The sequence below is a fragment of the Nocardia brasiliensis NBRC 14402 genome (genome assembly GCF_000308475.2).
GTDB lineage: Bacteria > Actinomycetota > Actinomycetes > Mycobacteriales > Mycobacteriaceae > Nocardia > Nocardia brasiliensis.
Map to the genome: position 1 here is coordinate 1 of NZ_BAFT02000045.1, position 22,848 is coordinate 22,848.

Consider the following 22,848-nt stretch of genomic DNA (forward strand, 5'->3'; position numbering starts at 1 on the left):
GACCGGCCAGGTGCCACAGCCCGGTGAAGTTGTTGAACGGGCCGCCGACGATCTGGCTGGTCCACTCGAGCACGAAGTTGCCCGAGCCGTCGATGGTGCCGCGCACCGGGCTGGTCTTGCCCGGCAGTCCACCGCCCGGCTTCGGCGAGCCCTGATTGAACACCTGGTTGTTCCAGGTGACGCCGAGGCTGCTCAGGTCGCCCGAGAGCTGGCCACCGTCGGAGAACAGCTGCGGGGTGCCCGTGCCGCCGCCGGTCTGCGGGTCGGTGGGGTTGGTCGCGGTGGCGAAGTCGACGCCGTAGAAACGGACCGGAGTGGTGACCCGGCCCGACTGCGCGTTGCCCGCCCCGTCGAACGCGGCGGCGGGTTGCGGCTGATAGCTCCCGCTGATCAGCCCGCCGTCGCTGCCCGCGGACAGCGGGGTCACCGTCTGGTCGCTGCACCCGGAATCACTGTTGGCGAGGTAGGGACCGCCCGCGTCGCCGGTCGGCAGGATCATCCGAAAGAAGCTGCCGGTCACCGCGCCGCCGGAGCAGACGCCGGGCGCGAGCGAGAACAGGCCGTTCAGCGGCGCGGGTTCGGCGTGCGCGAACGGTGCGGCGAGCGTCGACAGCCCGAGGGCGGCTACCGCGGCAGCGAGCCGATAAGAATTCCGTCCCATGGATCGTCCTTCGGTGAAATTCGTGCGTGGATTTCTGATTCAGGGCATCGCGTCCCATCGGAACTCGAGCTCGAACGGGTTGTCGCCATTTGTGGTCACGGTGAGCGGAATCCCCGAGACGAACTTTCCGGAATCGACCGGGCGTTTCCCGGTAGCGCTGTGATGGGCATCACCGTAGGATTAGTTTGACGTCCTAGTATCGGACGCCCCGTGGTAGCACCGGAGGAAACCCGTGGCCGAGAGCAGCACACTGCATACGCCGATCCACCCCGTCCGCTTCGTGACCTCGGCGGCCCTGTTCGACGGGCACGACGCGGCGATCAACATCATGCGCCGCATCCTGCAGTCGCAAGGCGCGGAGGTGATCCACCTCGGGCACAATCGCTCGGTCCGCGAAGTCGTCGACGCGGTACTCACCGAGGACGCGCAAGGCGTCGCGGTGAGTTCCTATCAGGGCGGGCACGTCGAATATTTCGAATACCTCGCCGACGCGCTGAAAAAGGCAGGGGCGGAACACGTTCGCATATTCGGCGGGGGTGGTGGCGTGATCGTCGCGCAGGAAATCGCGCGGCTCGCCGAATCCGGCGTGACCATCTTCTCCCCTGAGGACGGCCAGCGACTCGGGCTGCCCGGCATGATCAATCGGCTGATCCACGCCTGCGATATCGATCTCGCCGCCGCGCCGCCGGTGCTGGACGCGGTGCTCACCGGCGAGCGCGCGGCGCTGGCCCGCGCCATCACCTGTATCCAGCAGGGTGTGCTGCCGGAGCCCGATCAACTCGCATTGCGACAGGCGGCCGCCGCGCGCACCGTGCCGGTGCTCGGCATCACCGGCACCGGCGGCTCCGGAAAGTCCTCGCTGACCGACGAATTGGTGCGCCGGCTGCGCACCGACCAGCAGGACAAGTTGCGTGTCGCGATTCTCGCGGTGGATCCGACCCGGCGCCGAGGTGGCGGCGCACTGCTCGGCGACCGCATCCGGATGAACGCCTTGGACGGCGATCACATCTTCTTCCGCTCGCTGGCCACCCGGGGCGGTCGCGAGCTGCCGGACCACATCGAACTCATCGTGACCGCCTGCAAGGCAGCGGGTTACGACCTGGTCGTCCTGGAGACCCCGGGCATCGGACAGGGCGACGCCGCGGTCACCGAGGAGGTCGATGTGTCCATGTACGTCATGACACCGGAATTCGGCGCCGCCTCCCAGCTGGAGAAGATCGACATGCTGGACTACGCGGACGTGGTGGCGATCAACAAGTTCGAGCGGCGCGGGGCCGCCGATGCGCTGCGGGACGTGTCGCGCCAGCTCATCCGCAACCGAGCGGACTTCAGCGCGTCACCGGAGGACATGCCCGTATTCGGTACCAGCGCGGCCACTTTCAACGACGACGGCGTCACCGCGCTGTACCAGCACCTGACCGGTCTGCTCACCGAGCACGGTTTGCAACTGGATCCGGGGGTGCTGCCCAAGGTCGACACCCGCACCTCGACCCGGTTCGCCCAGATCATTCCGCCCGCCAGGGTGCGCTACCTGGCCGAGATCGCCGAGGCGGTGCGCGACTATCACGCCCGGACCGCCACGCAGATCGTCGCGGCCCAGCGGGTGCAGCGCCTGGACCAGGTCGCCGCGGAACTGCCGGACGATCACGCCGTCGCCGAGCTCGCCGCCACCGCCCGCACCGAACTGAGCCCGGAAAACGCCGCCCTACTGGCCGAATGGCCCGCCCTGGCCGAGTCCTATCGGGGTGCGGAGCAGGTGGTGCGCATCCGCGACCGCGAGATCCGTACGACGTTGCGCCGGGAAACACTGTCCGGCAACTCGATTCCGCGCGTCGCGCTGCCGCGCTACACCGACCACGGTGAGTTGCTGCGGTTCTTGCGCTCCGAGCACCTGCCCGGGCACTTCCCGTTCACCGCGGGCGTCTTCCCGTTCAAGCGGGACAACGAGGACCCGGCCCGGATGTTCGCCGGGGAAGGCGATCCATTCCGCACCAACCGCCGTTTCAAGGTGCTGAGCGAGTACGCCGACGCGAAAAGGCTGTCCACCGCGTTCGATTCGGTGACGCTGTACGGTCACGATCCGGCCGAGCGTCCCGATATCTACGGCAAGGTCGGCACCTCCGGCGTCTCCATCGCCTCGCTCGACGATATGAAAGCGCTCTACGACGGCTTCGACCTGACCGCGCCGACCACCTCGGTGTCGATGACCATCAACGGCCCCGCGCCGACCATCCTGGCGTACTTCCTCAATACCGCGATCGACCAAGCGCTGGAACGCTTCTCGGCGGACAATGGGCGTCCGCCGTCCGAGCAGGAAGCCGCCGATATCCGGGCCGAGACCCTGGCGACGGTTCGCGGCACCGTGCAGGCCGACATCCTGAAAGAGGACCAGGGCCAGAACACCTGCATCTTCTCCACCGAATTCAGCCTGCGCATGATGGCCGATATCCAGGAATGGTTCGTGCGCAACAATGTCCGCAACTTCTACTCGGTGTCGATCTCCGGGTATCACATCGCGGAGGCGGGCGCGAATCCGATCAGCCAGCTCGCGTTCACCCTCGCCAACGGATTCACCTACGTGGAGGCGTATCTCGCGCGAGGCATGGCGATCGACGACTTCGCGCCGAACCTGTCGTTCTTCTTCTCCAACGGCATGGATCCCGAGTATTCGGTGATCGGCCGGGTCGCCCGGCGCATCTGGGCGATCACCATGCGCGATCGCTACGGCGCCAACGATCGCGCCCAGAAGCTCAAGTACCACGTACAGACCTCGGGCCGCTCACTGCACGCGCAGGAGATGAGCTTCAACGACATTCGCACCACGTTGCAGGCGCTGATCGCCATCTACGACAACTGCAACAGCCTGCACACCAACGCCTACGACGAGGCGGTGACCACGCCCACCGCGGAATCGGTGCGCCGCGCGCTGGCCATCCAACTGATCATCAACCGCGAGTGGGGCGTGGCGATGAACGAGAACCCGCTGCAGGGCAGCTTTCTCATCGACGAACTCACCGACCTGGTCGAGGAGGCGGTGCTGGCCGAGTTCGACCGGATCAGCGAGCGCGGCGGGGTGCTCGGCGCGATGGAAACCGGGTACCAGCGCGGCAAGATCCAGGACGAGTCGATCCGCTACGAGCATCGCAAGCACGACGGCTCGCTGCCGATCATCGGCGTGAACACCTTCCGCAACCCGCACGGCGAACCGCACCACGAGATCGAATTGGCGCGCGGCACCGAGCAGGAGAAACAGTCCCAGCTGCAACGGGTCCGCGACTTCCAGCACCGGCACCGCGACGCCGCCCATGCCGCCCTCGCCCGCCTCGACGCGGTCGCCCGCACCGACGACAACATCTTCGAGGTCCTGATGGACGCCGCCCGCGTCTGCACCCTGCAACAGATCACCGACGCCTTCTTCACCGTCGGCGGCCAGTACCGCCGCAACGTGTGACGTTGCCGAGCCCGCCGGCCGGGCCTTCCGGTGCCCGTACGGCCCGCGGTGACGAGGCGAATGTCGTTGCGCGTGCGCGTCGGCGTGTGACAATCGCCGGTGGCGGGCGGGACGACGGCACGATTGTGGGTGGCAGGTATGGATTTCGCGGGAGTTCGGATCGTCGACGCGCACATCCATCAGTGGGATCCGTTCACGACCCCGCGAGATTTCAGCAGTACCGCGAAACTGCTGCGCGCGCTGCCGGTTCCGGTCGACCTGGCGGCCCGGCTCGCACCGCGCCGGGACCGCCTGTTCGTCGGCGACCCCACCGCCTATCTGCAGCCCTACCTGCCTGCGGACTATCGCGCGGACGCGGGAGCACTGCCGGTCGAGACCATCGTGCACATCGAAGTCCAATGGGCACAGGGCGGTCCGCTGGGCAAGGCGGGTGAGACGCGCTGGGTGGCGAGCCTGCCGTTCGGTGTCGACACCCCGGCGCTGGGTGCGATCATCGGCAGCGGCGATCCCGCCGCGCCCGGATTCGGCGAGCTGCTCGACGCGCACCTAGCCGCCGCCCCCACACTGCGCGGCATCCGCGCCGCGGTCGCCCGTCATCCCGACCCCACCGTCCGCCCGTACGGACGCGCCGAAAACCAGCTGTCATCAAGGGAATTTCTGGACGGCTTCGCCCACCTCGCCGCGCGTGACCTCTCGTTCGAGGCGTGGGTGTACTCGCACCAGCTGCCCGAGGTCACGGCCCTGGCCGCGCGCTATCCGCAGGTGCCCATCGTGCTCGACCATCTCGGCACGCCCGCAGGGATTTTCGGCCCGATCGGACCGCACACCGGGCAAAATCCCGGCGTTCGCCGCGAACTGTTCCTGCGCTGGCGCGACGATCTCACCGCCCTCGCCGCGCAACCCAACGTCGTCGCCAAGGTCAGCGGCCTGATGATGCCGGTGCTCGGCCACCCCGTACCGCCTCGCGGCACCGCGACGCCGGTGCCCGAACTGGTGGACCGGGTGGGTCCGCTGCTGACGCACGCGCTCGCCGTGTTCGGCGTGGACCGGCTGATCTGGGGCTCGAATTTCCCGGTGGACAAGCCGATCACGACCATCGCGGGCAGCGCCGAGACGATCGCCACCGCGCTCGGCGCGGGCCCGGACGATATCGTGCGGATCTTCCGCGACAACGCCCGCCGCGTCTACCGATTCGACGACTGAGCGCGCGAAACCCGTTACTCCCCTGCGGAAATGACCTCCGGCGGCAGATACCGGCTCGCGAACAGGGCACCGAGACCACAGGTGTGCTCGATGATCCGCGGGCCGTCGATCTCCATCGCCCCGGTCCGCCACGCGGTCAGCAACTCGATGAAACCGCCGATACAGACCAGCGTGCTCATCCGGACGTCCACCTCATCGGTGTCGGGTGCCAGATATGGCCGCGCGGTGGCGATGAGCAGTTCGGTCGCGTCACCGAGCATGGTCTTGCGGCGCTGCTCGAGCACGGCGCTGCCCGCGTGGTCGGCCAGCAGGATGCGCGCGCGTCCGTCGTGGTCGGATTGCAAGGCCACCGCCCGGGTCACCGCCGCGCGCAGGATCGCCAGCGGCGGCTGGGTCACCTGCTCCGCGACGACCGCGGCGAGGTCGGCGAACACCTCGGCACACACGGCATCCCAGGCGGCGCCGAGCAATTCGTCGCGATCGGCGAAGTGCTCGTAGAAATAGCGGTCGTTGAGCGCGGTGCGCTGGCACACGCCGCGCATGGTCACGGCGGCCCAGCCGCTATCGAGCCAGATCTCCAGGGCCGCGTCGAGCAGCCGCGCGCGGCGTTCGGCGCGCCGCTCCTCCGCGGTGCGCCCGCCCCAGGTCCGGGCCGGTACACGCAAGCTCATGGTTGACAAAGTACGCCACCGCGCGCCTAATTGGTGGCAGGTGCGGCCAATTATGCGATGATCGTCAGCCCCCAGCGGCCGCCGGAACACACGAGGCGGTGTGTGCGCCGCCGGTACGTGGGAGGTGGCCATGCCCGACAACGGGATCGAGCACGAGGTGATCATCGTCGGCGCCGGATTCGCCGGCATCGGCGCGGCGATCAAGCTACGCGAGGCCGGATTCGACGATTTCCTGATCGTGGACGAGGCCGACGGTGTCGGCGGCACCTGGCACTGGAACACCTATCCCGGTATCGCCGTGGACATTCCGTCGTTCAGCTACCAGTTCTCGTTCGAGCAGCGCGCCGGCTGGTCCCGAACCTACGCACCGGGCCGGGAATTGAAGGCGTACGCCGAATCGTGCGTGGACAAATACGGGCTGCGGTCCCGAATCCGGTTCGGCACCACTATCACCGAGGCCGAGTTCGATGCGGACGGCTGCCGGTGGCGGCTGCGCACCGCGACCGGCGACGAGCTGACCGCACGATTCGTCATCAGCGCCACCGGCGTGCTCACCCGCCCGAAACTGCCCGAGATCCCCGGTGTCGACGCGTTCGCAGGCGTCACCATGCACACCTCACGCTGGGACCACCGGCAGGATCTGCGCGGCAAGCGGGTCGCGATCATCGGCACGGGAGCGTCTGCGGTGCAGGTGATTCCGGAGACCGCCCCGCAGGTCGAGCAGCTCGTCGTGTTCCAGCGCACGCCGATCTGGTGCCTGCCCCGGCTCGACCTCCCGCTGCCCAAGCCGGTGCAGTGGGCCCTGCGGGTGCCCGGCGCCCGCTCGCTGACCCGGCTGATCAGCCAGACCTACGTCGAGGTCACCTTCCCCATCGCCGCGCACTATCACAAGAATCTGCCCACAGCCGCGATCGGCGAGCGGGCCGGTCTCGCACACCTGCGCAGCCAGGTGAAAGATCCCGTGACCCGGGAAAAGCTCACGCCCCGTTACGCTTTGGGCTGCAAGCGGCCGAGTTTCTCGAACGACTACCTGGCCACGTTCAACCGCGCCAACGTGGTGCTGGAAACCGACCCGATCGAGGCGATCACCAACACCGGGGTGCGCACGGCGTCGGGTACGGAATACCCGGTCGACATCCTGGTGCTGGCAACCGGTTTCAAGGTGATGGAGGCCGGCAACATGCCGACCTATCGACTGCGCGGTATCGACGGCCTCGACCTGGAGAAGTGGTGGGACGAGAACCGGCTGCAAGCCTACGAGGGCGTGAGCGTGCCCGGGTTCCCGAACTTCTTCTCGATCATCGGCCCGTACGGCTACAACGGTTCGTCCTACTTCGCCCTGATCGAGAACCAGACCAGGCATATCCTGCGCTGCCTGCGCCACGCCCGAGCGGGCAACGCGACGGTGGTCGAGGTGACCCGCGAGGCCAACGACCGCTTCTTCCAGGAGATGCTGGACCGCCGCGGCGGCCAGGTGTTCTGGCAGGACAGCTGCGCGGTCGCGAACAGCTACTACTTCGACAAACACGGCGACGTGCCATTACGTCCGTCGACCACTGTGGAGGCCGCCTGGCGCAGCGGGCATTTCGACCTGTCCGACTACCGGTTCGCCACCTCGGCGTAACGCGCCGGCCGCAACTCAGCCAGGAAAGGCCTGAGCCAGCTGACTGGTCAAGGTGTTTCGCGCGGTGGCGAGCGACGGGCCGTACCAGGTGAGACTGCGTCCTTCGACCAGGGCCACGGCGCACCCCGGAAAGGCCTCGGGGCCATCGGTTTCGGTGAAGACGTACGGCTCGTCAGGTAGCACCGCCAGTTCGACGCCGGCGGTCAGCTCGTCCTCGGTGAGCCGAGGGTAGCGCTCGGCACGGCCGGCATGGACGAGGCGCAGGCCGAGCCGGCGGGCGAGGTCACCGGTGAACGTGTCGCGCCCCACCACCATCCACGGATTACGCCAGATCGGAATCACGGCGGGTCGCAACGGCACGGGTGGCGGTGCCGCCCAGACGGTTTCGGCCGCCACCAACCAACCGGGGACACCCGCACCGAGGGCGACGGCGCAGAGCCGGCGCAACGAGGCCAACGCCTCGTCCACCGTCTCGATCCGGGTGACCCACACCGGGATACCGGCCGCGCGCAGGCGATCGACGTCGATGCGCCGGTTCTCCTCCATATTGCACAGCACCAGGTCCGGGGCCAGCTCGACAATGCGACGCACGTGCGGGTTCTTGGTGCCACGCACCCGCTCGACGTCCAGACCGGCCGGGTGCGTGCACCAATCCGTGGCGGCGACAAGGACTTCGGGGCAGGTGCGGGCCACCGCCTCGGTCAGTGAGGGCACCAGCGACACCACCCGTCGCGGCTCGGTCAGCGGCACCACCGTGCCCAGATCGTCGCGCACCGGGCTCATGACAGGACCCGCCCGGCCAGGATCCGGAGTTCCTCCGGCGCTACCGCGGGCAGCATATTGCTCGCGCCGAGCACGAGCAGATAGAGGATCCGCGCGGTCTCCCACGCGTCGGTCTCCGGATAGCCGCTCTCCTGCAAGAGCTTTCGCAGAATATCCAGCCGAGCGGTGTCGATCCGCGCCTTCACCTCGGCCGCGGCCGGGTCGTCGATCGCCCAGGACCGGACCGCGGTCTCCAATCTGGCCGGGCCGTCGTCCTCCAGGACGAGATCGAGCAACAGGTCCAGCCGCGCCCGCGCGTCGAGCGACTCAGCGGCGGTGACCTCGCGCACGTAGCGGGTGGTGTGCACCTCCTCGAAGTGCGCGAGCAACGCCGCCTTATAGCCGGTGATGCCGGAAAAGTGGTGGTAGAACGAGCCGGTGCTCAGCCCGGTCGTCGCGACCAACCGCTCCAGCGTGAGCCCGGCGGGTCCCGCCGTGCCGAGGATCGCCAAGCCCGATTCCAGCCATGAACTCTTGCCCGCCACATTTCCCAGCCTATAACATAAGTTTTGTTCTGTTCTGGGAATGCTGGTTCGGCCCGAGTCACGGAGGTCGCGATGACCGCGATAACACCCTCGTCCACCCTGTCCGCCCGCTGGGCCACGCCGGTCCACCTCGCGGGCTCCGCACTGCTCGGCGTGGTCGGCCTGGCGCACCTGCTGGTCGTGCATGCCTTCGGCGGCACCGACTCACCCGCCGAAGAGACGGTCAACGAACTGTCCACACACGTCAGCACGGCGCTGTTCGAGGGCGGCAGGCAACTCAGCGTGTTCGACCTGAACACCGGCTACAGCGTCGGAATGGGGCTGTTCGGACTGCTTTTCGGGCTGCTCGCGATCGCCGCGGTGCGCTCGGCCCCACAGCTGATCGCACGCTGGTCGCTGTTCAACGGCGTCTGCGTGGCGGCGGCGGGCGGACTGTGCTGGATCGCCCTGCTGTACTTTCCCGAGCCGGTGATCGTCGTGTCGATCATCGCGACACTGTGCTTCACGACCGTGCTGGTGGCCGGCCCCCGCGAAAGCGCCTGAGCGCTGCCGAAGTTCGGCGCAAGGGCAGCGGCCTGGCAACCTTCGGGCAGTACCCAGACGGTGTGACCGGGCGCACACTGGACGAGGCATCCGGTGTCGGGAAGTCCCGGTCCCTGTGTCACCGGACTCGATCCCGCCCCGAAGGTCCGGCGGCGCCCCGAAAGCCCCGACGCCGGATGCTCACCAAACACAGGGCGCGATCAGTCGCTGCCAGCCCTCTAGTCGACGCTGTCATCCTTCTATCTGGCGCTGTCATCCTTCTATCTGGCGATACAGCGCGGCGAGTTCACGCAGTCCCGCCGCCGCGATCGGCTCCTCCGCCGCGGTCATCCGCATCGCCTTGCGCAACAGCAGCGGATCGAGATCCTCGGTCGCCGGGCGGAATTCGACCTTCGGCAGTTTCGGCAGCTCGATATCGTCGCCGTACAGGTCGGTGGAATCCGCTGCGCGCAGGTCCCGTTCGATACCGCCGATCAACGTGTCCAGGTCGAGGCCGCGCAGGGTGAGAATCTCGCGCGGCCGTTCGTCGAGTCGTTCGGCGAGCAGATAGCAGACCGCGGCCACATGCTTGCACGGCCAGCCCGGATCCGGGCAGCTACAGCTGAAGTCCAGATCGGCCGCGGTGGTCGGCAGCAAGAGCGGGCCGAGCTCGGTCGGCAGTGCGCCGGAGGCGATCTCGGCCAGCATGCCCGGCGCCTCGCGGATCGTCTCGATCAGCAACTCGAGTTCTTCCTCGCGCAGCGGCCGCACCGTGAACACGGCGGTGAACGGGCGCGGCTGACTGCCCTGCACCTCGGCGGTCACCGCACCCGGCTCGATGTGATAGCTCACCACCTGCCCCGCGCGCGCATAGGTCCGGCCGCGCGACATCCGTCCGGGCTCGGCCATCTGCTCCACCGCGTCGACCAAAGCCTTGCCCCACCAGGTGCGCCCGAAACCGCCGCGCCTGCTCCGCGCCGCCGCGCCGCCGCGCACCGGACGCCGCTTGCCGAACTGGCTGTAGTCGATATAGATGCCCTGGTCGGGTCCGTCGGTGCTCATTCGCCGACCGCCTCAGCGCCGAGGGTGAACAGTTCGCGCAGGTCGTCGGTGCTGAGTTCGGTGATCCAGTTCTCCCCCGCACCGATCGCCAGATCGGCGAGTTGCTTTTTGCCGTTGATCATTTCATCGATCCGCTCCTCGATCGTGTCGACGCAGACCAGCTTGCGCACCTGGACATTGCGCTGCTGACCGATGCGGAACGCACGGTCGGTGGCCTGGTTCTCCACCGCCGGATTCCACCAACGATCCAGGTGCACCACATGATTGGCGGCGGTGAGATTCAGGCCGGTGCCACCGGCCTTGAGCGACAACAACATCAGCGCGGGGCCGTCGGGCTCCTGGAACCGGGTGACCATGGTGTCGCGCCGTTGCTTGGGCACGCCGCCGTGCAGGAAGGGAATCTCGGTGCCGAAGCGTTCGGTCAGATACGGCGCGATCAGCTCACCGAACTCGCGGAACTGGGTGAACAGCAGGGCTTTCTCGCCGTCGGCGAGCACCGCGTCCAGCACGTCCTCCACCAGGGCGAGCTTGCCGGAGCGGTGGCTGCCGCGATGCAGGATGCCGGAACCGTCGCCGAGATAGTGCGCCGGATGGTTGCACACCTGCTTGAGCCTGGTCAGCGCGCTGAGCACGGCACCCTTGCGGGCCATACCCTTCGCGTCCTTGATCTTGGCCAGCATGTCGTCGACCACGGCCTGATACAGCGCGGCCTGCTCGACGGTCAGGTTCGCGCGCACGGTCATCTCGATCTTGTCCGGCAGATCGGTGATCACGGCGGGATCGGTTTTCACCCGGCGCAGCACGAACGGCTGCGTGATCAGGCGCAGCCTGCTGATCGCGTTCTCGTCGCGCTCGCGTTCGATCGGCACGGCGAAACGCGCGCGGAAGGTCTGCGGGCTGCCGAGCATTTTCGGCATGGCGAAATCCATGATGGAGCGCAGTTCCTCGAGCCGGTTCTCCACCGGAGTTCCGGTGAGCGCCAACCGATGTCGCGCGGGCAAGGCGCGGGCGGCGCGCGCCTGCCTGGTCCCGGCGTTCTTGATGTGCTGCGCCTCGTCGAGCACGATCCGGTCCCACGACTGCCGCTTCAACTCGTCGAGATCCCGGGCGAGCAGCGAATACGTCGTGATCACCAGGTCCGATTCGGCGACCGCCGCGTCCAGCTCCGCCCCCGTATGCCGACCCGTGCCGTGATGCACCCACACCCGCAGATCCGGCGCGAACCGCTCGGTCTCGCGCTGCCAGTTCCCCACCACCGACATCGGACACACCAGCAGGGTCGGGCCCACGGCGCGGTCACCCGGTGTGCTGTGCGGCCGACCCTCGGCCACCTCGCCGTCGATCTGCTTGCCCGCCAAGGGCTCCGGGCTGCCGTCCGAAGAAGCCTTCGCCGCCTTGCGCCGCCGCGCGGCATCGAGCGAAATCACCACCGCGCTTTGAAGATCCGGCGCAGCCGCCTCCTGCGTGCCCGCCGATTGAACCGCACCGACCTTCATGCGCGGACCTGCCGACTCGCCCTGCTCATCCGTATTCGCCGATTCGGCGCGGCCTTTCTTTCCCGTCTTCGGCGCGACTTTCCGATCACCCGCCGGATGGTTCGACCCCGCCGACGTGCGCGCACCTACTTCACGTTCGTGCACCAGCAGCGCGAGCACCTGCACGGTCTTGCCGAGTCCCATATCGTCGGCGAGGATCGCGCCGAAACCCATGCGGCTCATGGTCGCCAGCCAGGACAGTCCGCGTTCCTGGTAGGGACGCAGCTGGGCTTTGAGGCCGACCGGCGGGGCGATCGGCGGCAACTCGCGGGTCCGATCCAGGATGTCGGCGGCCCAGCCGGTCGCGGTCACCTCGGTGACCGGCACCTGCTCCACCCGGCCCGCGGCGAGCTCGCCCACCAGATCCGCGAAGGTGATCTCGGAGGTGTCGGCGTGCGCTGCGACGTAGCGGGCGGCGGCGGCCAGCATCTTGTGATCGGCCTGCACCCAGTCGCCGCGCAACTGGACCAGGTCGGACTTGCTGCGGACCAGTCGCTCCATCTCGGCTTTGGTCAGCACGGTGTCGCCCAGCGCGAGTTCCCAGCGGTAGGACACCAGGCCGGGCATGCCGACCGTGCTCTCGGCCGCGGGCACCGCGCTCTCCACCCGCAGGCGCATGGTCGGCGCGCTGACGTTCCAGGCGCGCGGCAGCAGCAACCGGACACCGGCCGCCTGCAACGCGTGCGCGCCGTGCTCGACCAGATCGATGACCACCTCGGTGGGCAGCAGCAGATCCATCGAGCGCGGGTCGCTCGGCAGGTCGCGCAGCCGCGGATAGGCACGCTGTGCCTCGCCGAGCTGCTCCCCCGCCACCCGCAGCAGATTCGGATCACTGTGCAGCAGAACAGGACTCGGTGCCTCGCCGTCGAGTCGCAGGCAGACCTCCAGGCGCCACAGCGCCACCGAATCGTCCGCCGTGCCGAGTTCACCGTCGGGTTCGAGCAGACGCAGCACCAGCTCCGGTTCGTCGCCGGTGAGGGTGGCGCGCCAGCGTTCGAGCACCTCGGCCACCTGGTAGCTGCCGTTGTCCAGCGCGACATCGCGGACCAGCGCGTCCACCAGGGGATGTGTCGGCGCAGGCAGATCGACGAGGGCTCGCGCGATCGGATCGGTGAGTTCGCCGACCAGATCGTCGAGCACGGCATTCGGCCGCCCGGCGACCCGGAGCGCGGCGGGCATCGCGACGGCCAGTTCGGCCAGCCAGGCCCGCTGCCGTTCGCCGCCTACCAGCCGCCAGCGCACCCACCACTGGCCGTCGTCGCGGCGCAATTCCGGCACGATCCGGCCCGCGCGGACCCAGCGCTCGATGCCGTGCGCGACATGCGCGAGAAACCGCAGATCGCCGGCCACTGCCTCGGCGGGCAACCGCTGCCGCAAGGCCTCCGCGGCGCTCTGCGGTGCCATCGCGTGCGCGCGGACCTGCTCGGTGGTGCTGCCGTCCGGCCCCGCCACCAGCACATCTGCCCGGTGCCGGAATTTGGACGCGCTCAAGACGCCGCCCAGCGGTTCGGGCAGCGCGGTGAGGGGCGAATCGTGCCAGAGCAGCAACCCGGATCCCGGCGACCACAGACCGTGCAGCATCAGCCCATCCAAGCAGGTAGGTCCGACACCGCCGCGGCCACCGCGATCCCGCTTTTCTGGATTTCTGGGCCGGAGCGGGACATACTTGGATATCCGCTGGTCATCGCAGAAGAATCGCGGTCAGGTGTCAACGGAAGCGGAGGCAGCCATGACGATTCTGCTCCAGGTACTCGAGCAGAGCTTCACGCCGACGACGCCGTGGGAGCGGCGCAAATTCACCTTCATCAAGGCCGAGAAGATCGTCGGGATGCGGTTGGACGGCCAGTCCGGCGTCTGGCTGGACCTGTCCCGCCCAGGTGAGTCGCAGCGCCTGGCCCGCACCGTCGACCCGCACGAGGCCATCACCTTCCTGCTCGCCACCTTCGCCAAACTCGCCGAGTGCGAGGAACGCGGCGGCTCGTGGCTGATCGGGCACGACGGGGCGAACGCCGAATCGATCTCGGCCACCCGGTTCCCGCCGCGGGCGAGCGAGGTCGCCGACGAGGATCTGCTGGCCCGCGCCTGGCTGTGAGGGTCGCCCGCGCTGCCCCCTGACAACTGCTTCCGCTCGGGTTCTGGTGAATGTCGGTCCATACGTGTAGATCTGGCGCCATGGGTGCGGACATTCGGCGTTGGCTCGTGAGCCTCTTCGTGCTGGTGTGCACCGTCGGCTGCGCTCAATTGGGGGTCGGCGCGGTAGCGCCCGCGCCGGGCAGCCCGACCAGGATCGAGCTGGAGCAGTTGCTGGCCGCGGTACGCGTGGTTCCGGATCGGCCGCATCCCGGCGGGTACGAACGTGGGTGCAAACCCGGGCAGGGCTGCGTGTTCGGGACCGCGTGGTCCGACGACCACGACGGTCCCGGCGGGCACGACGGCTGCGACACCCGCAACAACGTGCTGGCCCGCCAGCTCGTCGAGGTGAGCTTCCGGCCGGGGACCAACAACTGCGTGGTGGTCGGCGGCACTTTGCACGACCCGTACACCGGTAAGCAGCTTTCGTTCACCAAGGCCGACGCGAACGACGTGCAGATCGATCACGTGTATCCGCTGGCCGCCGCCTGGGATCTGGGTGCCGCGGGCTGGCCGGCGGCGCAGCGGGTCCGGTTCGCCAACGACCTCGAGGTCAACCTGCTCGCCACCGAAGGCCGCACCAACCAGGCCAAAGGCGACGAGACCCCGGCGCAGTGGCTGCCGCCCGCACGGGCCAACCACTGCTTCTACGCGGGCCGGTATCTCACCTCCGCCGCCCGCTACGACCTGCCGGTGACCGCGGCGGACAGCGCGGCCCTGCACGCGGTGGCCCGCACCTGCCCGTGAACCGCTCGGTCAGGCTCCCGTGGCGACCGGCCGCTTCGGGTCGTTGGACCACTGCGACCAGGAACCGGGGTACAGCGCCGCCTCGATACCGGCGACGGCCAGCGCCGCGACCTGATGTGCGGCGGTGACACCCGAGCCGCAGTACACCGCGACGGGCTCGGCGGTGAATCCCGAGAAACGGTCGCGCAATTCGGCGGGCGCGCGGAAGCGGCCATCGGCATCCAGGTTCTCGGCGGTGGGGGCGCTGACGGCGCCGGGGATGTGGCCCGCCCGCGGGTCGATCGGCTCGACCTCGCCGCGATACCGCTCGCCCGCGCGCGCATCGAGCAGATGGCCGCGCCAGCGGGCGGCGGCGTCGGCGTCGATGACCGGCAGATGTCCCGGAGTCAGCTCGACATCGCCCGGTTCCGGATCGGGTTCGGTGCCGGTGGCCAGCGCGCCGTCCGTGTTCGTCCACCCGGGCAGTCCGCCGTCGAGAATCCGCACGTCGGCGATGCCCGCCCAGCGCAGCAGCCACCAGGCGCGGGCCGCCGCCATGCCGCCGGTCGCGTCGTAGACCACCACCGCGTCGCCCCGGCGGATGCCCCAGCTGCGCGCGCACTTCTCCAGCTGCGCGATATCGGGCAGCGGATGCCGACCGCGGGCGGGCGACGGCGGCGCGGCCAGCTCGGTTTCCATGTCGACGAACACCGCGCCGGGGATGTGGCCGTCCAGATAGTGTTGCGGGCCGTCCGGGTCGCCTAGCGCCCAGCGCACGTCCAGCAGGCGAACCTGCTTGCCCGACAAGGCTTCTCGAAGCTCCACCGGTGAGATCAGTACCGCGCTCAACCCAGCTCCTCGTTCAGAAATCGCACCTTCGCGCACCGAATGCCCTCAACATTACGCATCTGAGCAGGGCAATGTGGCTGCACCCCAGCACTACTCGCCGGTAGCGGGCGCCGCCCCAGGCCCTCGGCCGCCGCCGAATTCAGTCCAGTTTCCCCACACTGGCCCGTGACTGGCAGTCCAGTTGCGGGCAGGATCGCCACAATGTCGAACCTTTCCCCGGCGCCCGCGGCACCCGTCGAGGACCACGAACCACCCGCCACCGACCAGGCCGCGGTCGGGCTCGGACAACCGCTCGGCGCGGGCGCGGTCACCGCGCTGGTGGGTTTCACCAGCTCGTTCGCGGTGGTGCTGAGCGGACTCACGGCCGTCGGCGCGAGCTCGGCACAGGCGGCGTCGGGACTGCTCGCGGTATGCCTGACCCCGGCGATCGGCATGATACTGCTCAGCTTCCGGTATCGGATGCCGATCACGCTGGCCTGGTCCACCCCCGGCGCGGCGCTGCTCGCGAGCACGGGCGCGGTGGCGGGCGGCTGGCCCGCCGCGGTCGGCGCCTTCGCGATCACCGGGGTGTTGATCGTGATCACCGGCCTGTGGCAGCGGTTGGGCAAGCTGGTCGCCGCCATTCCGGTCGAGATCGCCCAGGCCATGCTCGCCGGCGTGCTGCTGCCGTTGTGCCTGGCCCCGGTCAAGGCGGTCCAGACCAGCCCGGCGGTGGTGGTGCCGGTGATCCTGGTCTGGTTGGTCTTGCAACGTTTCGCCAAACGCTGGGCGGTGATCGCGGCGTTCGGCACCGCGGCGCTCGGCTCCGGCATCAGCATCGTCGTGCAGCACCGGCACCTCGACTTCGCCGCGATGGTGCCGACGGTGGAATTGACTGTTCCGCAATGGAATTGGCAGGCCATCATCGGCGTCGCGATACCGCTCTACATCGTCACCATGGCCTCGCAGAACATTCCGGGCACCGCGGTCATGAAATCGTTCGGCTACCTGGTCCCCTGGCGCGCGGCGATGACCGTGACCGGACTCGGCACGATCATCGGCGCGCCCGCGGGCGGCCACGCCATCAACCTGGCCGCGATCAGCGCCGCGCTGTCCGCCGCGCCCGCCGCGCATCCCGATCCGAAGAAGCGCTGGCTCGCCACCTTCACCGCGGGCAGTGTCTACCTCGGCATCACGCTCGCCTCGGCCGCCGTGGTCACCTTCATCGCCACCGCCCCCAGGGGTGTGCTGGAAACCGTTGCGGGCCTTGCCCTGCTCACCACCTTGGCGGCCGCGCTCACCGGCGCCCTCAGCTCCGAAAAACACCGCGAGGCAGGCGTGATCACTTTCCTCATCGCCGCCTCGGGGGTCGGCTTCGCCGGTATCGGCGCCGCCTTCTGGGCACTGCTCGCCGGACTGGTCGCACGAAAAGTGTTGTCGCTGCGGCAGTGAACGAGTCCGGGGCCGGTGCGGTCGGCAGATGAGCCCTAGGTCGGTGCTGTGCCGGTCGCCATCGGGGCCGAATCTAGTTGTACGACAGGCACTTCGGCCTGTTCGGTTACTTCGTCACGCCGCGCGTACACGCCGATCCGGCTGTGGTTGAACAGCAGGTTCAACGTGAAAACGGTGACCGCGCCCATCGCGATACCGCTGTCCAGCAGGATCTGCACCGACGACGGGAACTTGTCGAACATGCCTTTAGCCAGCACCGGAACCAGCCCGACGCCGAGCGAGGTGGCGACGACGACGGCGTTGACCCGGTCGCCGAGTTCCGCCTTGCGCAGGGTGTCGATGCCGACGATGGCGATCGTCGCGAACAGGACCAGTCCGACCCCGCCGACCACCGGTTTGGGCACCGCGGCGACGACCTCCCCCAACCGCGGCAGCACCCCGAGCACCACCAGGATCGCGCCGCTCGTGGCGGTCACGTAGCGGCTGTGCACCCGGGTCGCCGCGACAGCTCCGACATTCTGGTTGAACATCGAGTCCACGAACGCGGTGAACACGCCGCCCAGCACGCCGGAGAGTCCGTCACCGATCAGGCCGCGCGCCAAATCGGCTCTGCCGACCGGTTTTCCGGTGATCTCGCTGATCGCCAGCATGCTCGCCGTCGACTCGGCGAACACGATCGCCATCACGATGCTCATCGCGACCACCGCCGCGATCGGGAACTGCGGCGCCCCGAAATGGAACGGTTCGGGCAGGCCCACCCAGGCCGCGTTCCCGATGCCGTCGGTGACCACCAGCCCCATCGGCACCGCGAGCGCGATCCCGACCGCCAGCGCGAACAACACCCCGAGCTGCGACCACATCCCGCGCGCGACGCACATGAAGCCGACCGCGAGCACCACCACCACGGCCGCGAGTCCGATATGGGACGGCGCGGCGAACGACGGCGCCGAGGGGTCGTTCCCGATGATCAGCCGACCGGCCGATCCGATCAGCGAGACCCCGACGATGGTGAGCACCGTCCCGGAGACCAGCGGCGGAAAGAACCGGGCCATCCGGGCGAACGGCCAAGCCAGCGCCATCCCGACCACACCGCCGATCATCATCGACCCGTACACCGCGGCCAGCCCGTACTCCTTGGCGATCAGCACCATCGGGTCCAGCGCGATGAACGTCGCCCCGCAGATGATCGGCAGCCGCGCGCCCGCGAGTTTGCCGATGCCCAGGCTCTGCACCAGCGTGATCACCCCGGCGATCAGCAGGTCCGCGCTGATCAGCAGCCCGACCGTGCTCCGGTCCAGGCCCACCGCCGCCCCGAACACCAGCGGCACGGTGATACACCCGGTGTACATGATCAGAACATGCTGGATGCCGAAGGTCAGCTGCCGCCCGAACGGCAACCTGCGATCGACAGAATGCGCCGCCTCTCCCATAGGTAAACAACTAGTCGCCGTTCTTTACGGCAAACCCCCGGCAATGTTTCCCCCACGTGACATCACACCCCCACTTTCCCGCACCCTTTCCGTCTTCCCGCACCCGCTGTGCCAGGCCACAGCGGGTGCGGGAAGACGGAAGAGGTGCGGGAAGTCAGGGGCGCATCGGCACGGGGTGAACCTCCGGCCGGAGCCCTTCGGGGAGCGCCGCGGGGGTAAGGGTGACGGGTGGCGGCGGCATTCGCCGGGCCCGCTCGACGGCGCGTTGCCAGCGCAGCGCTGCCGCAGTGCCGTCGAGGTCCTGCCACGTCCAGCGGACCATCAGCAGTCCGGTCTCGCGGATCGCGTCCTCGCGAAGCTTCTCCTCGAACAGTGCGTCGGCCGGCTCTTGGCCCGGTTTCAGCAGCCTGCCGTATTTGACCCTGCCGTCGAATTCGCCCACGATCCCGACGGCCGCGTCGTAGAAATCGACACGGCCCAAGAATTTGCCTGTCGCGGTGAACAATTGGCCCTGTTGAGCCGGAATCGATAACCCGTTTCGGTGAAACATCACCCGGCTGCGCGATTCGCCGACACTCTCGCTGTGCCCGTCGAGCAAGCCGATTGTTCTGTGCGCCTGCGTTATCCCGTGGCGTCGAGCGGCGAGTGCCAGCTCCGTTGCCAATTCGGTGGGCGTGATGCCTAACGTGCGCATGGCTGCGTCACCGACGACTACCGCTTGCTCGCACGGCAAGGTGCGAGCCAGATCGACCACGGTTCGTGCCGGGGTAGTGACCCAATACCCGTCGATCTCGACGACACCATCCGATATCGGGGCGCAGTGCACCTTCATCGCGTGCCGAACTCGCCCGCCGTTACACCGATCCCTGGTGACGTGCACCAGGTCCAATGGCGTTGCCCACAGCGGCAATCCGTACAGCACCGCCGCGGACTGGTGGCTGACGATCGCATCGTGGGCCAGCGCCGGCAGGGTCGAATCGATCAGCAGCCTGTGTCGATCGATCGAGTCGAGGCCGTCGAACTCCGCGGCCTCGACATAGCAGCCGCGACGCAGTCGATGCCACCGGCTACCGCGATAGCGCCGACGGATGTCGTGATCGGTGTAGCCGTCTACGAGTGCGTTTTGCCGCCGTTGAATCTCGCCCATGACGACATGCTCGTCCGATCGGCCCCCGCCGACCACCGGCCAGGAAGCAATTGTGGATAACTCGGGGGTGTTGAGGAAGGTGCTGACCTAGAACGCACCCCTTCTGCGTTCCCGCACCCGCTATGCCAGGCCACAGCGGGTGCGGGACGACGGAAGGGGTGCGGGGAGTCGGAACTGGTGCGACTATGTCGCGCGCAAGGTGGCTTGGAAGCGGCGCATGCCGTCGAGCCAGCGGTCGTAGTCGGCGCCCTTGTAGCGGTACATCTTCAGGACCTCGGGGTGGGGCAGGATCAGGAAGTGTTCGGCGTCGAGGGCGGCCAGCACGACCTCGGCCACCTCGTCCGGGGAGAGGACGGGGCCCGCGGTGGTCACCGCTTTCACGGCGAGTTCGGCATCGGCGGTGGATTCCCCGGGGACCAGGCCGGTGTGCAGGAGCTGGGTGTCGACACCCATCGGGCATAGGCAGCTGACTCGAATTCCCTTGTCGCCGTAAGTGACCGACAGCCATTCGGCGAAGCCGACGGCCGCGTGTTTGGAGACCGCGTAAGGGGCGGAACCGAGTTGGGTCAGCAGGCCCGCCGCCGACGCGGTGGACACGAAGTAGCCACCACCACGCGCGGACCATTCCGGAACCAGCAGGCGAGCGGCCCGCACGTGTGCGAGCACATTGACCTCGAGCGCGGCGGCCCACTGCGCGTCGGTGCTGTCCAGCCCGCCGCCACCGCCGATGCCCGCATTCGCGAAATACAGGTCCACCGGGCCGAATTCGGTCGCGGCGCGTTCGATCAAGCCGCGAATCACCTGCTCGTCGGCGACGTCGCCGCCCATCGCGACCGCGCCCGCGCCGAGCGATTCGGCAACGCGGGTCACGCTCTCGGCATCGAGGTCGGCGAGCACCACCCGAGTCCCGGCGGCGACGAGCGTCTTCGCCAGCGCCGCCCCGATCCCCGCGCCCGCCCCCGTGACGATGGCAACCTTGCCTGAAATCTCCATCTCCGCACCTTAATCAACCGCGCTGCCAGTGGCGCGCCCCCGCTCAGTTCGCGCCGGCCAGCCGGTCCAGCAGCGGGGCGGTGCGCGGGCCGACCAGTTCCCGCATGACCAGCGCCATGTTGGTGCGCTCCACGCCGGGAATCTTCAATATCTGTCCGGCGATCCGGTACAGATCGTCGGCGTCCTTCGCGACGACCCGTACGGTCAGGTCGGTGAGCCCGGTCATGCCGCACACCTCGGTGACCTCCGGCACCTCGGCGAGTTCGGTTACCACGGAATCCAATTGGTGCTGATCCACGACCACCGCGACGAACGCGGACAGCGGATAGCCGAGCGCGCGAGGTTGTACCCGGCGCTCGAAACTGCCGAGCACTCCACCCGCCTCCCAGCGCGACAGTCGCGCCTGCACGGTATTGCGGGACAGCCCCAGCCGGGCCGCCAGTTCCACACCCGTCGCTCTCGGATTGGCGACCAGCTCCAGTAACAACCTGGCGTCGGTCGCGTCCAAGGTCACGTCGGCCGTTTCTCTGGTCATGCATCGCAGTATGGCACCACTGGCACTCCCCAGTGGCCGCTGACCCGGTATTTGTCCAGGCCAGAGGCCCTTTGTACACCTCCACGTAGTCACCGGATCGACCGCCGGTGACCGCTGCCTGCTGCGGTGGCCTGCTCGACTCGCCAGGCCGTGGGGCGTTTGCACCATTGTCCGGCCGATCGGTGATACGGCAACACGGTGATAACGACGGCCGCGGTCAAGCCGCTGAGGCCGGGCGACAGTCGCGCGAACGCGGCGGCACCGTCGGACGCGAGGATGGCGATATCGCCGGGCGACACCCGGATTCATCGTTGCGGGATTGGTCACTCATTGTGAAAGCTTGCACGTCGGGGCTTGCTCGCTGCCAAAGCCCTCTTTTCAGTGAACTTTCCCACAGAAAGTTCGAGATCTGCGTCTGTTTCAGCGAAGAATACGAATGGATTCGGCGCAGCGGTTAGCATCATCGACGCTGCACGAATTCGCAGCAGTGCGCAATGGGGAGGACAAAGAATGAGCAAGACATCGGGTCGCGGCATCCTTCACCGGGCAGGCGGAGTCATTGCACTACTCGTCGGGGTGGCGTTCTTCGCGCCCGCTACCACGGCAGCACCACTCCAGACCGCTGAACAGGGAGAATTGGCGGCGCCGATATTGTCGGCAACGCTGACTCCAGATCGAGGTGATGGCTGGGGTCACACAATAGATGTGACGGTCTCCAACCCGAACGCCGAGTTCTCGGGTGTCAATTGTTGGGCGTATATGGATGACACGTTCCCGGTCGCCGGAGAACGCAACCCGCTCATCATTTACAAAGACGGCCGAGATCGCGTTTTCCCGGGGCAGACAAAGCAGGCCGGCCTTGCTCGTGTACGCGCCGGGGAGCGAGTTATAACGGCAAGTTGCCATGCCGGAGAACAACGTCAGAATACTTATCCGGAGGCGAAGGCGACCCCTATCAAGCTGATCGTAGGCGGCTAGTCTTCTGAGTTCTCGATCGCCGGATGCGGTCGAGGTTTGCGGGCAGCGAGCCATCGTCCGACGGGCACGCCGGAGAAATACAACAGCCCGACAGCGCTGACCTCGACCGCGACCAAGGTGTACAGCACGATGACGAATACGCTGAGATCCGGCAGATCGCTGCTGCCGGACGGACTGTCAGCCGCGTCGGCCACCAAGGTCATCGAGATGGCGCTCAGCACAGCGGTGGGTACCACGGCGATCATCGCCGTCACCACTGTCGACTACCGCCATCGCGGCGGCACCGGCCAAGACGGCCTGCAGCATGCTCGTCTGCAATCCGCCGGAGAGACCCATCCAGCCGATTTTGCCGAGACCCTGTGCGCCATAGGAATCTACGTCGGCAATGGCGACTTTCACCACGAAAGTGGCGAGAGCGGCCGATACGCCGACGAGGAGCGCCGCGACCGGGTGCCTCCCAGAAGAGGGCCGCGTAGAAATAGGCCCACGACACAACAAACGCGGTCACTGCGGCGAGCTGCGCCATGTAGGCGATCCCGAACACACGATTGCGCGTGGCTGCACGCGCAGAAGCGGCCATGCGGTCGAGCTAG

General features: G+C 68.0%; 20 protein-coding genes. 8 read left to right on the plus strand and 12 right to left on the minus strand.

What is annotated here, in order from left to right:
• A partial coding sequence (locus TY25_RS14255) for a hypothetical protein (RefSeq protein ID WP_042256514.1) occupies window positions 1–661 on the minus strand: 661 nt, incomplete at its 3' end.
• 232 nt (window positions 662–893) lie between these two features.
• On the opposite strand from TY25_RS14255, the gene icmF reads away from it, so the two are divergent.
• On the plus strand, window positions 894–4,112 hold the full coding sequence (gene icmF, locus TY25_RS14260) for a fused isobutyryl-CoA mutase/GTPase IcmF (RefSeq protein WP_042256516.1): 3,219 nt from the start codon (window positions 894–896) through the stop codon (window positions 4,110–4,112).
• Between the two features lie 138 nt (window positions 4,113–4,250).
• The gene (locus tag TY25_RS14265; RefSeq protein WP_042256517.1) at window positions 4,251–5,315 is read left to right on the plus strand and encodes an amidohydrolase family protein; all 1,065 of its coding nucleotides are present in this window, start codon (window positions 4,251–4,253) and stop codon (window positions 5,313–5,315) included.
• A 14-nt stretch (window positions 5,316–5,329) separates the two neighbouring features.
• Here the strand turns inward: TY25_RS14265 and TY25_RS14270 are convergent, their stop codons facing one another.
• Window positions 5,330–5,986 carry a TetR/AcrR family transcriptional regulator gene (locus tag TY25_RS14270; RefSeq protein WP_042256518.1) on the minus strand — a complete coding sequence of 219 codons (657 nt, stop codon included), beginning with the start codon at window positions 5,984–5,986 and terminating at the stop codon, window positions 5,330–5,332.
• A gap of 130 nt (window positions 5,987–6,116) precedes the next feature.
• Here TY25_RS14270 and TY25_RS14275 point away from each other — a divergent pair, with 130 nt between their 5' ends.
• Entirely contained in the window at window positions 6,117–7,610 is a 1,494-nt protein-coding gene (locus TY25_RS14275; protein WP_042256661.1) for a flavin-containing monooxygenase, read from the plus strand.
• 15 nt (window positions 7,611–7,625) lie between these two features.
• Here the strand turns inward: TY25_RS14275 and TY25_RS14280 are convergent, their stop codons facing one another.
• Both TY25_RS14280 and TY25_RS14285 read right to left on the minus strand, forming a co-directional pair.
• Window positions 7,626–8,393, minus strand: a complete 768-nt coding sequence (locus tag TY25_RS14280) for a helical backbone metal receptor (protein ID WP_042256519.1) — start codon at window positions 8,391–8,393, stop codon at window positions 7,626–7,628.
• Window positions 8,390–8,917, minus strand: coding sequence for a TetR/AcrR family transcriptional regulator (locus TY25_RS14285; protein WP_042256520.1), 528 nt, complete (start codon window positions 8,915–8,917; stop codon window positions 8,390–8,392). Before TY25_RS14285 ends, TY25_RS14280 begins: the two co-directional genes overlap by 4 nt.
• Window positions 8,918–8,989: 72 nt before the next feature.
• Between TY25_RS14285 and TY25_RS14290 the strand changes: the two genes are divergently transcribed.
• Complete coding sequence (locus TY25_RS14290; RefSeq protein WP_042256522.1) at window positions 8,990–9,460, plus strand: LIC_13387 family protein; 471 nt, start codon at window positions 8,990–8,992, stop codon at window positions 9,458–9,460.
• Window positions 9,461–9,712: 252 nt separating this feature from the next.
• Here TY25_RS14290 and TY25_RS14295 read toward each other — a convergent pair whose 3' ends face one another.
• Entirely contained in the window at window positions 9,713–10,501 is a 789-nt protein-coding gene (locus TY25_RS14295; RefSeq protein WP_042256524.1) for an SWIM zinc finger family protein, read from the minus strand.
• Window positions 10,498–13,617 carry a DEAD/DEAH box helicase gene (locus tag TY25_RS14300; RefSeq protein ID WP_042256526.1) on the minus strand — a complete coding sequence of 1,040 codons (3,120 nt, stop codon included), beginning with the start codon at window positions 13,615–13,617 and terminating at the stop codon, window positions 10,498–10,500. The genes TY25_RS14295 and TY25_RS14300 overlap by 4 nt, the downstream gene beginning before the upstream one ends.
• Before the next feature lie 148 nt (window positions 13,618–13,765).
• Between TY25_RS14300 and TY25_RS14305 the strand changes: the two genes are divergently transcribed.
• Window positions 13,766–14,128: a hypothetical protein gene (locus TY25_RS14305; protein WP_042256527.1), complete on the plus strand. Its 363-nt coding sequence runs from the start codon at window positions 13,766–13,768 to the stop codon at window positions 14,126–14,128.
• Window positions 14,129–14,208: 80 nt separating this feature from the next.
• Entirely contained in the window at window positions 14,209–14,913 is a 705-nt protein-coding gene (locus TY25_RS14310) for an HNH endonuclease family protein (RefSeq protein ID WP_052382965.1), read from the plus strand.
• Between the two features lie 9 nt (window positions 14,914–14,922).
• Here TY25_RS14310 and TY25_RS14315 read toward each other — a convergent pair whose 3' ends face one another.
• Window positions 14,923–15,729, minus strand: a complete 807-nt coding sequence (locus tag TY25_RS14315) for a sulfurtransferase (protein ID WP_042256665.1) — start codon at window positions 15,727–15,729, stop codon at window positions 14,923–14,925.
• Between the two features lie 213 nt (window positions 15,730–15,942).
• Here TY25_RS14315 and TY25_RS14320 point away from each other — a divergent pair, with 213 nt between their 5' ends.
• Window positions 15,943–17,172, plus strand: a complete 1,230-nt coding sequence (locus TY25_RS14320; RefSeq protein WP_042256530.1) for a benzoate/H(+) symporter BenE family transporter — start codon at window positions 15,943–15,945, stop codon at window positions 17,170–17,172.
• 35 nt (window positions 17,173–17,207) lie between these two features.
• Here the strand turns inward: TY25_RS14320 and TY25_RS14325 are convergent, their stop codons facing one another.
• From TY25_RS14325 to TY25_RS14340, 4 genes are all read right to left on the minus strand, one after another.
• Window positions 17,208–18,602: a uracil-xanthine permease family protein gene (locus TY25_RS14325; protein WP_042256531.1), complete on the minus strand. Its 1,395-nt coding sequence runs from the start codon at window positions 18,600–18,602 to the stop codon at window positions 17,208–17,210.
• 154 nt (window positions 18,603–18,756) lie between these two features.
• Window positions 18,757–19,749 carry a hypothetical protein gene (locus TY25_RS14330; RefSeq protein WP_042256533.1) on the minus strand — a complete coding sequence of 331 codons (993 nt, stop codon included), beginning with the start codon at window positions 19,747–19,749 and terminating at the stop codon, window positions 18,757–18,759.
• 183 nt (window positions 19,750–19,932) lie between these two features.
• Window positions 19,933–20,742, minus strand: coding sequence for an SDR family oxidoreductase (locus TY25_RS14335; protein ID WP_042256534.1), 810 nt, complete (start codon window positions 20,740–20,742; stop codon window positions 19,933–19,935).
• Between the two features lie 43 nt (window positions 20,743–20,785).
• A complete protein-coding gene (locus TY25_RS14340) occupies window positions 20,786–21,277 on the minus strand; it encodes an Lrp/AsnC family transcriptional regulator (RefSeq protein ID WP_029897892.1) in 492 nt (163 codons plus the stop codon).
• A 510-nt stretch (window positions 21,278–21,787) separates the two neighbouring features.
• On the opposite strand from TY25_RS14340, the gene TY25_RS42625 reads away from it, so the two are divergent.
• Window positions 21,788–22,255 carry a hypothetical protein gene (locus TY25_RS42625; protein ID WP_146154077.1) on the plus strand — a complete coding sequence of 156 codons (468 nt, stop codon included), beginning with the start codon at window positions 21,788–21,790 and terminating at the stop codon, window positions 22,253–22,255.
• On the opposite strand, the gene TY25_RS14350 is transcribed toward TY25_RS42625, so the two are convergent.
• A complete protein-coding gene (locus tag TY25_RS14350; RefSeq protein ID WP_115347077.1) occupies window positions 22,252–22,500 on the minus strand; it encodes a hypothetical protein in 249 nt (82 codons plus the stop codon). The genes TY25_RS42625 and TY25_RS14350 overlap by 4 nt on opposite strands.
• Window positions 22,501–22,848: the final 348 nt, after the last annotated feature.

Excerpts from the sequence above, each read along its gene's own strand:
- TY25_RS14335 (WP_042256534.1), bottom strand. The coding sequence starts at position 20,742 with ATGGAGATTTCAGGCAAGGTTGCCATCGTCACGGGGGCGGGCGCGGGG.
- TY25_RS42625 (WP_146154077.1), top strand. The coding sequence starts at position 21,788 with ATGAGCAAGACATCGGGTCGCGGCATCCTTCACCGGGCAGGCGGAGTC.
- TY25_RS14330 (WP_042256533.1), bottom strand. The coding sequence starts at position 19,749 with ATGGGCGAGATTCAACGGCGGCAAAACGCACTCGTAGACGGCTACACC.
- TY25_RS14350 (WP_115347077.1), bottom strand. The coding sequence starts at position 22,500 with ATGATCGCCGTGGTACCCACCGCTGTGCTGAGCGCCATCTCGATGACC.
- TY25_RS14320 (WP_042256530.1), top strand. The coding sequence starts at position 15,943 with ATGTCGAACCTTTCCCCGGCGCCCGCGGCACCCGTCGAGGACCACGAA.
- TY25_RS14300 (WP_042256526.1), bottom strand. The coding sequence starts at position 13,617 with ATGCTGCACGGTCTGTGGTCGCCGGGATCCGGGTTGCTGCTCTGGCAC.
- TY25_RS14340 (WP_029897892.1), bottom strand. The coding sequence starts at position 21,277 with ATGACCAGAGAAACGGCCGACGTGACCTTGGACGCGACCGACGCCAGG.
- TY25_RS14265 (WP_042256517.1), top strand. The coding sequence starts at position 4,251 with ATGGATTTCGCGGGAGTTCGGATCGTCGACGCGCACATCCATCAGTGG.
- TY25_RS14270 (WP_042256518.1), bottom strand. The coding sequence starts at position 5,986 with ATGAGCTTGCGTGTACCGGCCCGGACCTGGGGCGGGCGCACCGCGGAG.
- TY25_RS14290 (WP_042256522.1), top strand. The coding sequence starts at position 8,990 with ATGACCGCGATAACACCCTCGTCCACCCTGTCCGCCCGCTGGGCCACG.
- TY25_RS14295 (WP_042256524.1), bottom strand. The coding sequence starts at position 10,501 with ATGAGCACCGACGGACCCGACCAGGGCATCTATATCGACTACAGCCAG.
- TY25_RS14275 (WP_042256661.1), top strand. The coding sequence starts at position 6,117 with ATGCCCGACAACGGGATCGAGCACGAGGTGATCATCGTCGGCGCCGGA.
- TY25_RS14325 (WP_042256531.1), bottom strand. The coding sequence starts at position 18,602 with ATGGGAGAGGCGGCGCATTCTGTCGATCGCAGGTTGCCGTTCGGGCGG.
- TY25_RS14280 (WP_042256519.1), bottom strand. The coding sequence starts at position 8,393 with ATGAGCCCGGTGCGCGACGATCTGGGCACGGTGGTGCCGCTGACCGAG.
- TY25_RS14305 (WP_042256527.1), top strand. The coding sequence starts at position 13,766 with ATGACGATTCTGCTCCAGGTACTCGAGCAGAGCTTCACGCCGACGACG.
- TY25_RS14310 (WP_052382965.1), top strand. The coding sequence starts at position 14,209 with ATGGGTGCGGACATTCGGCGTTGGCTCGTGAGCCTCTTCGTGCTGGTG.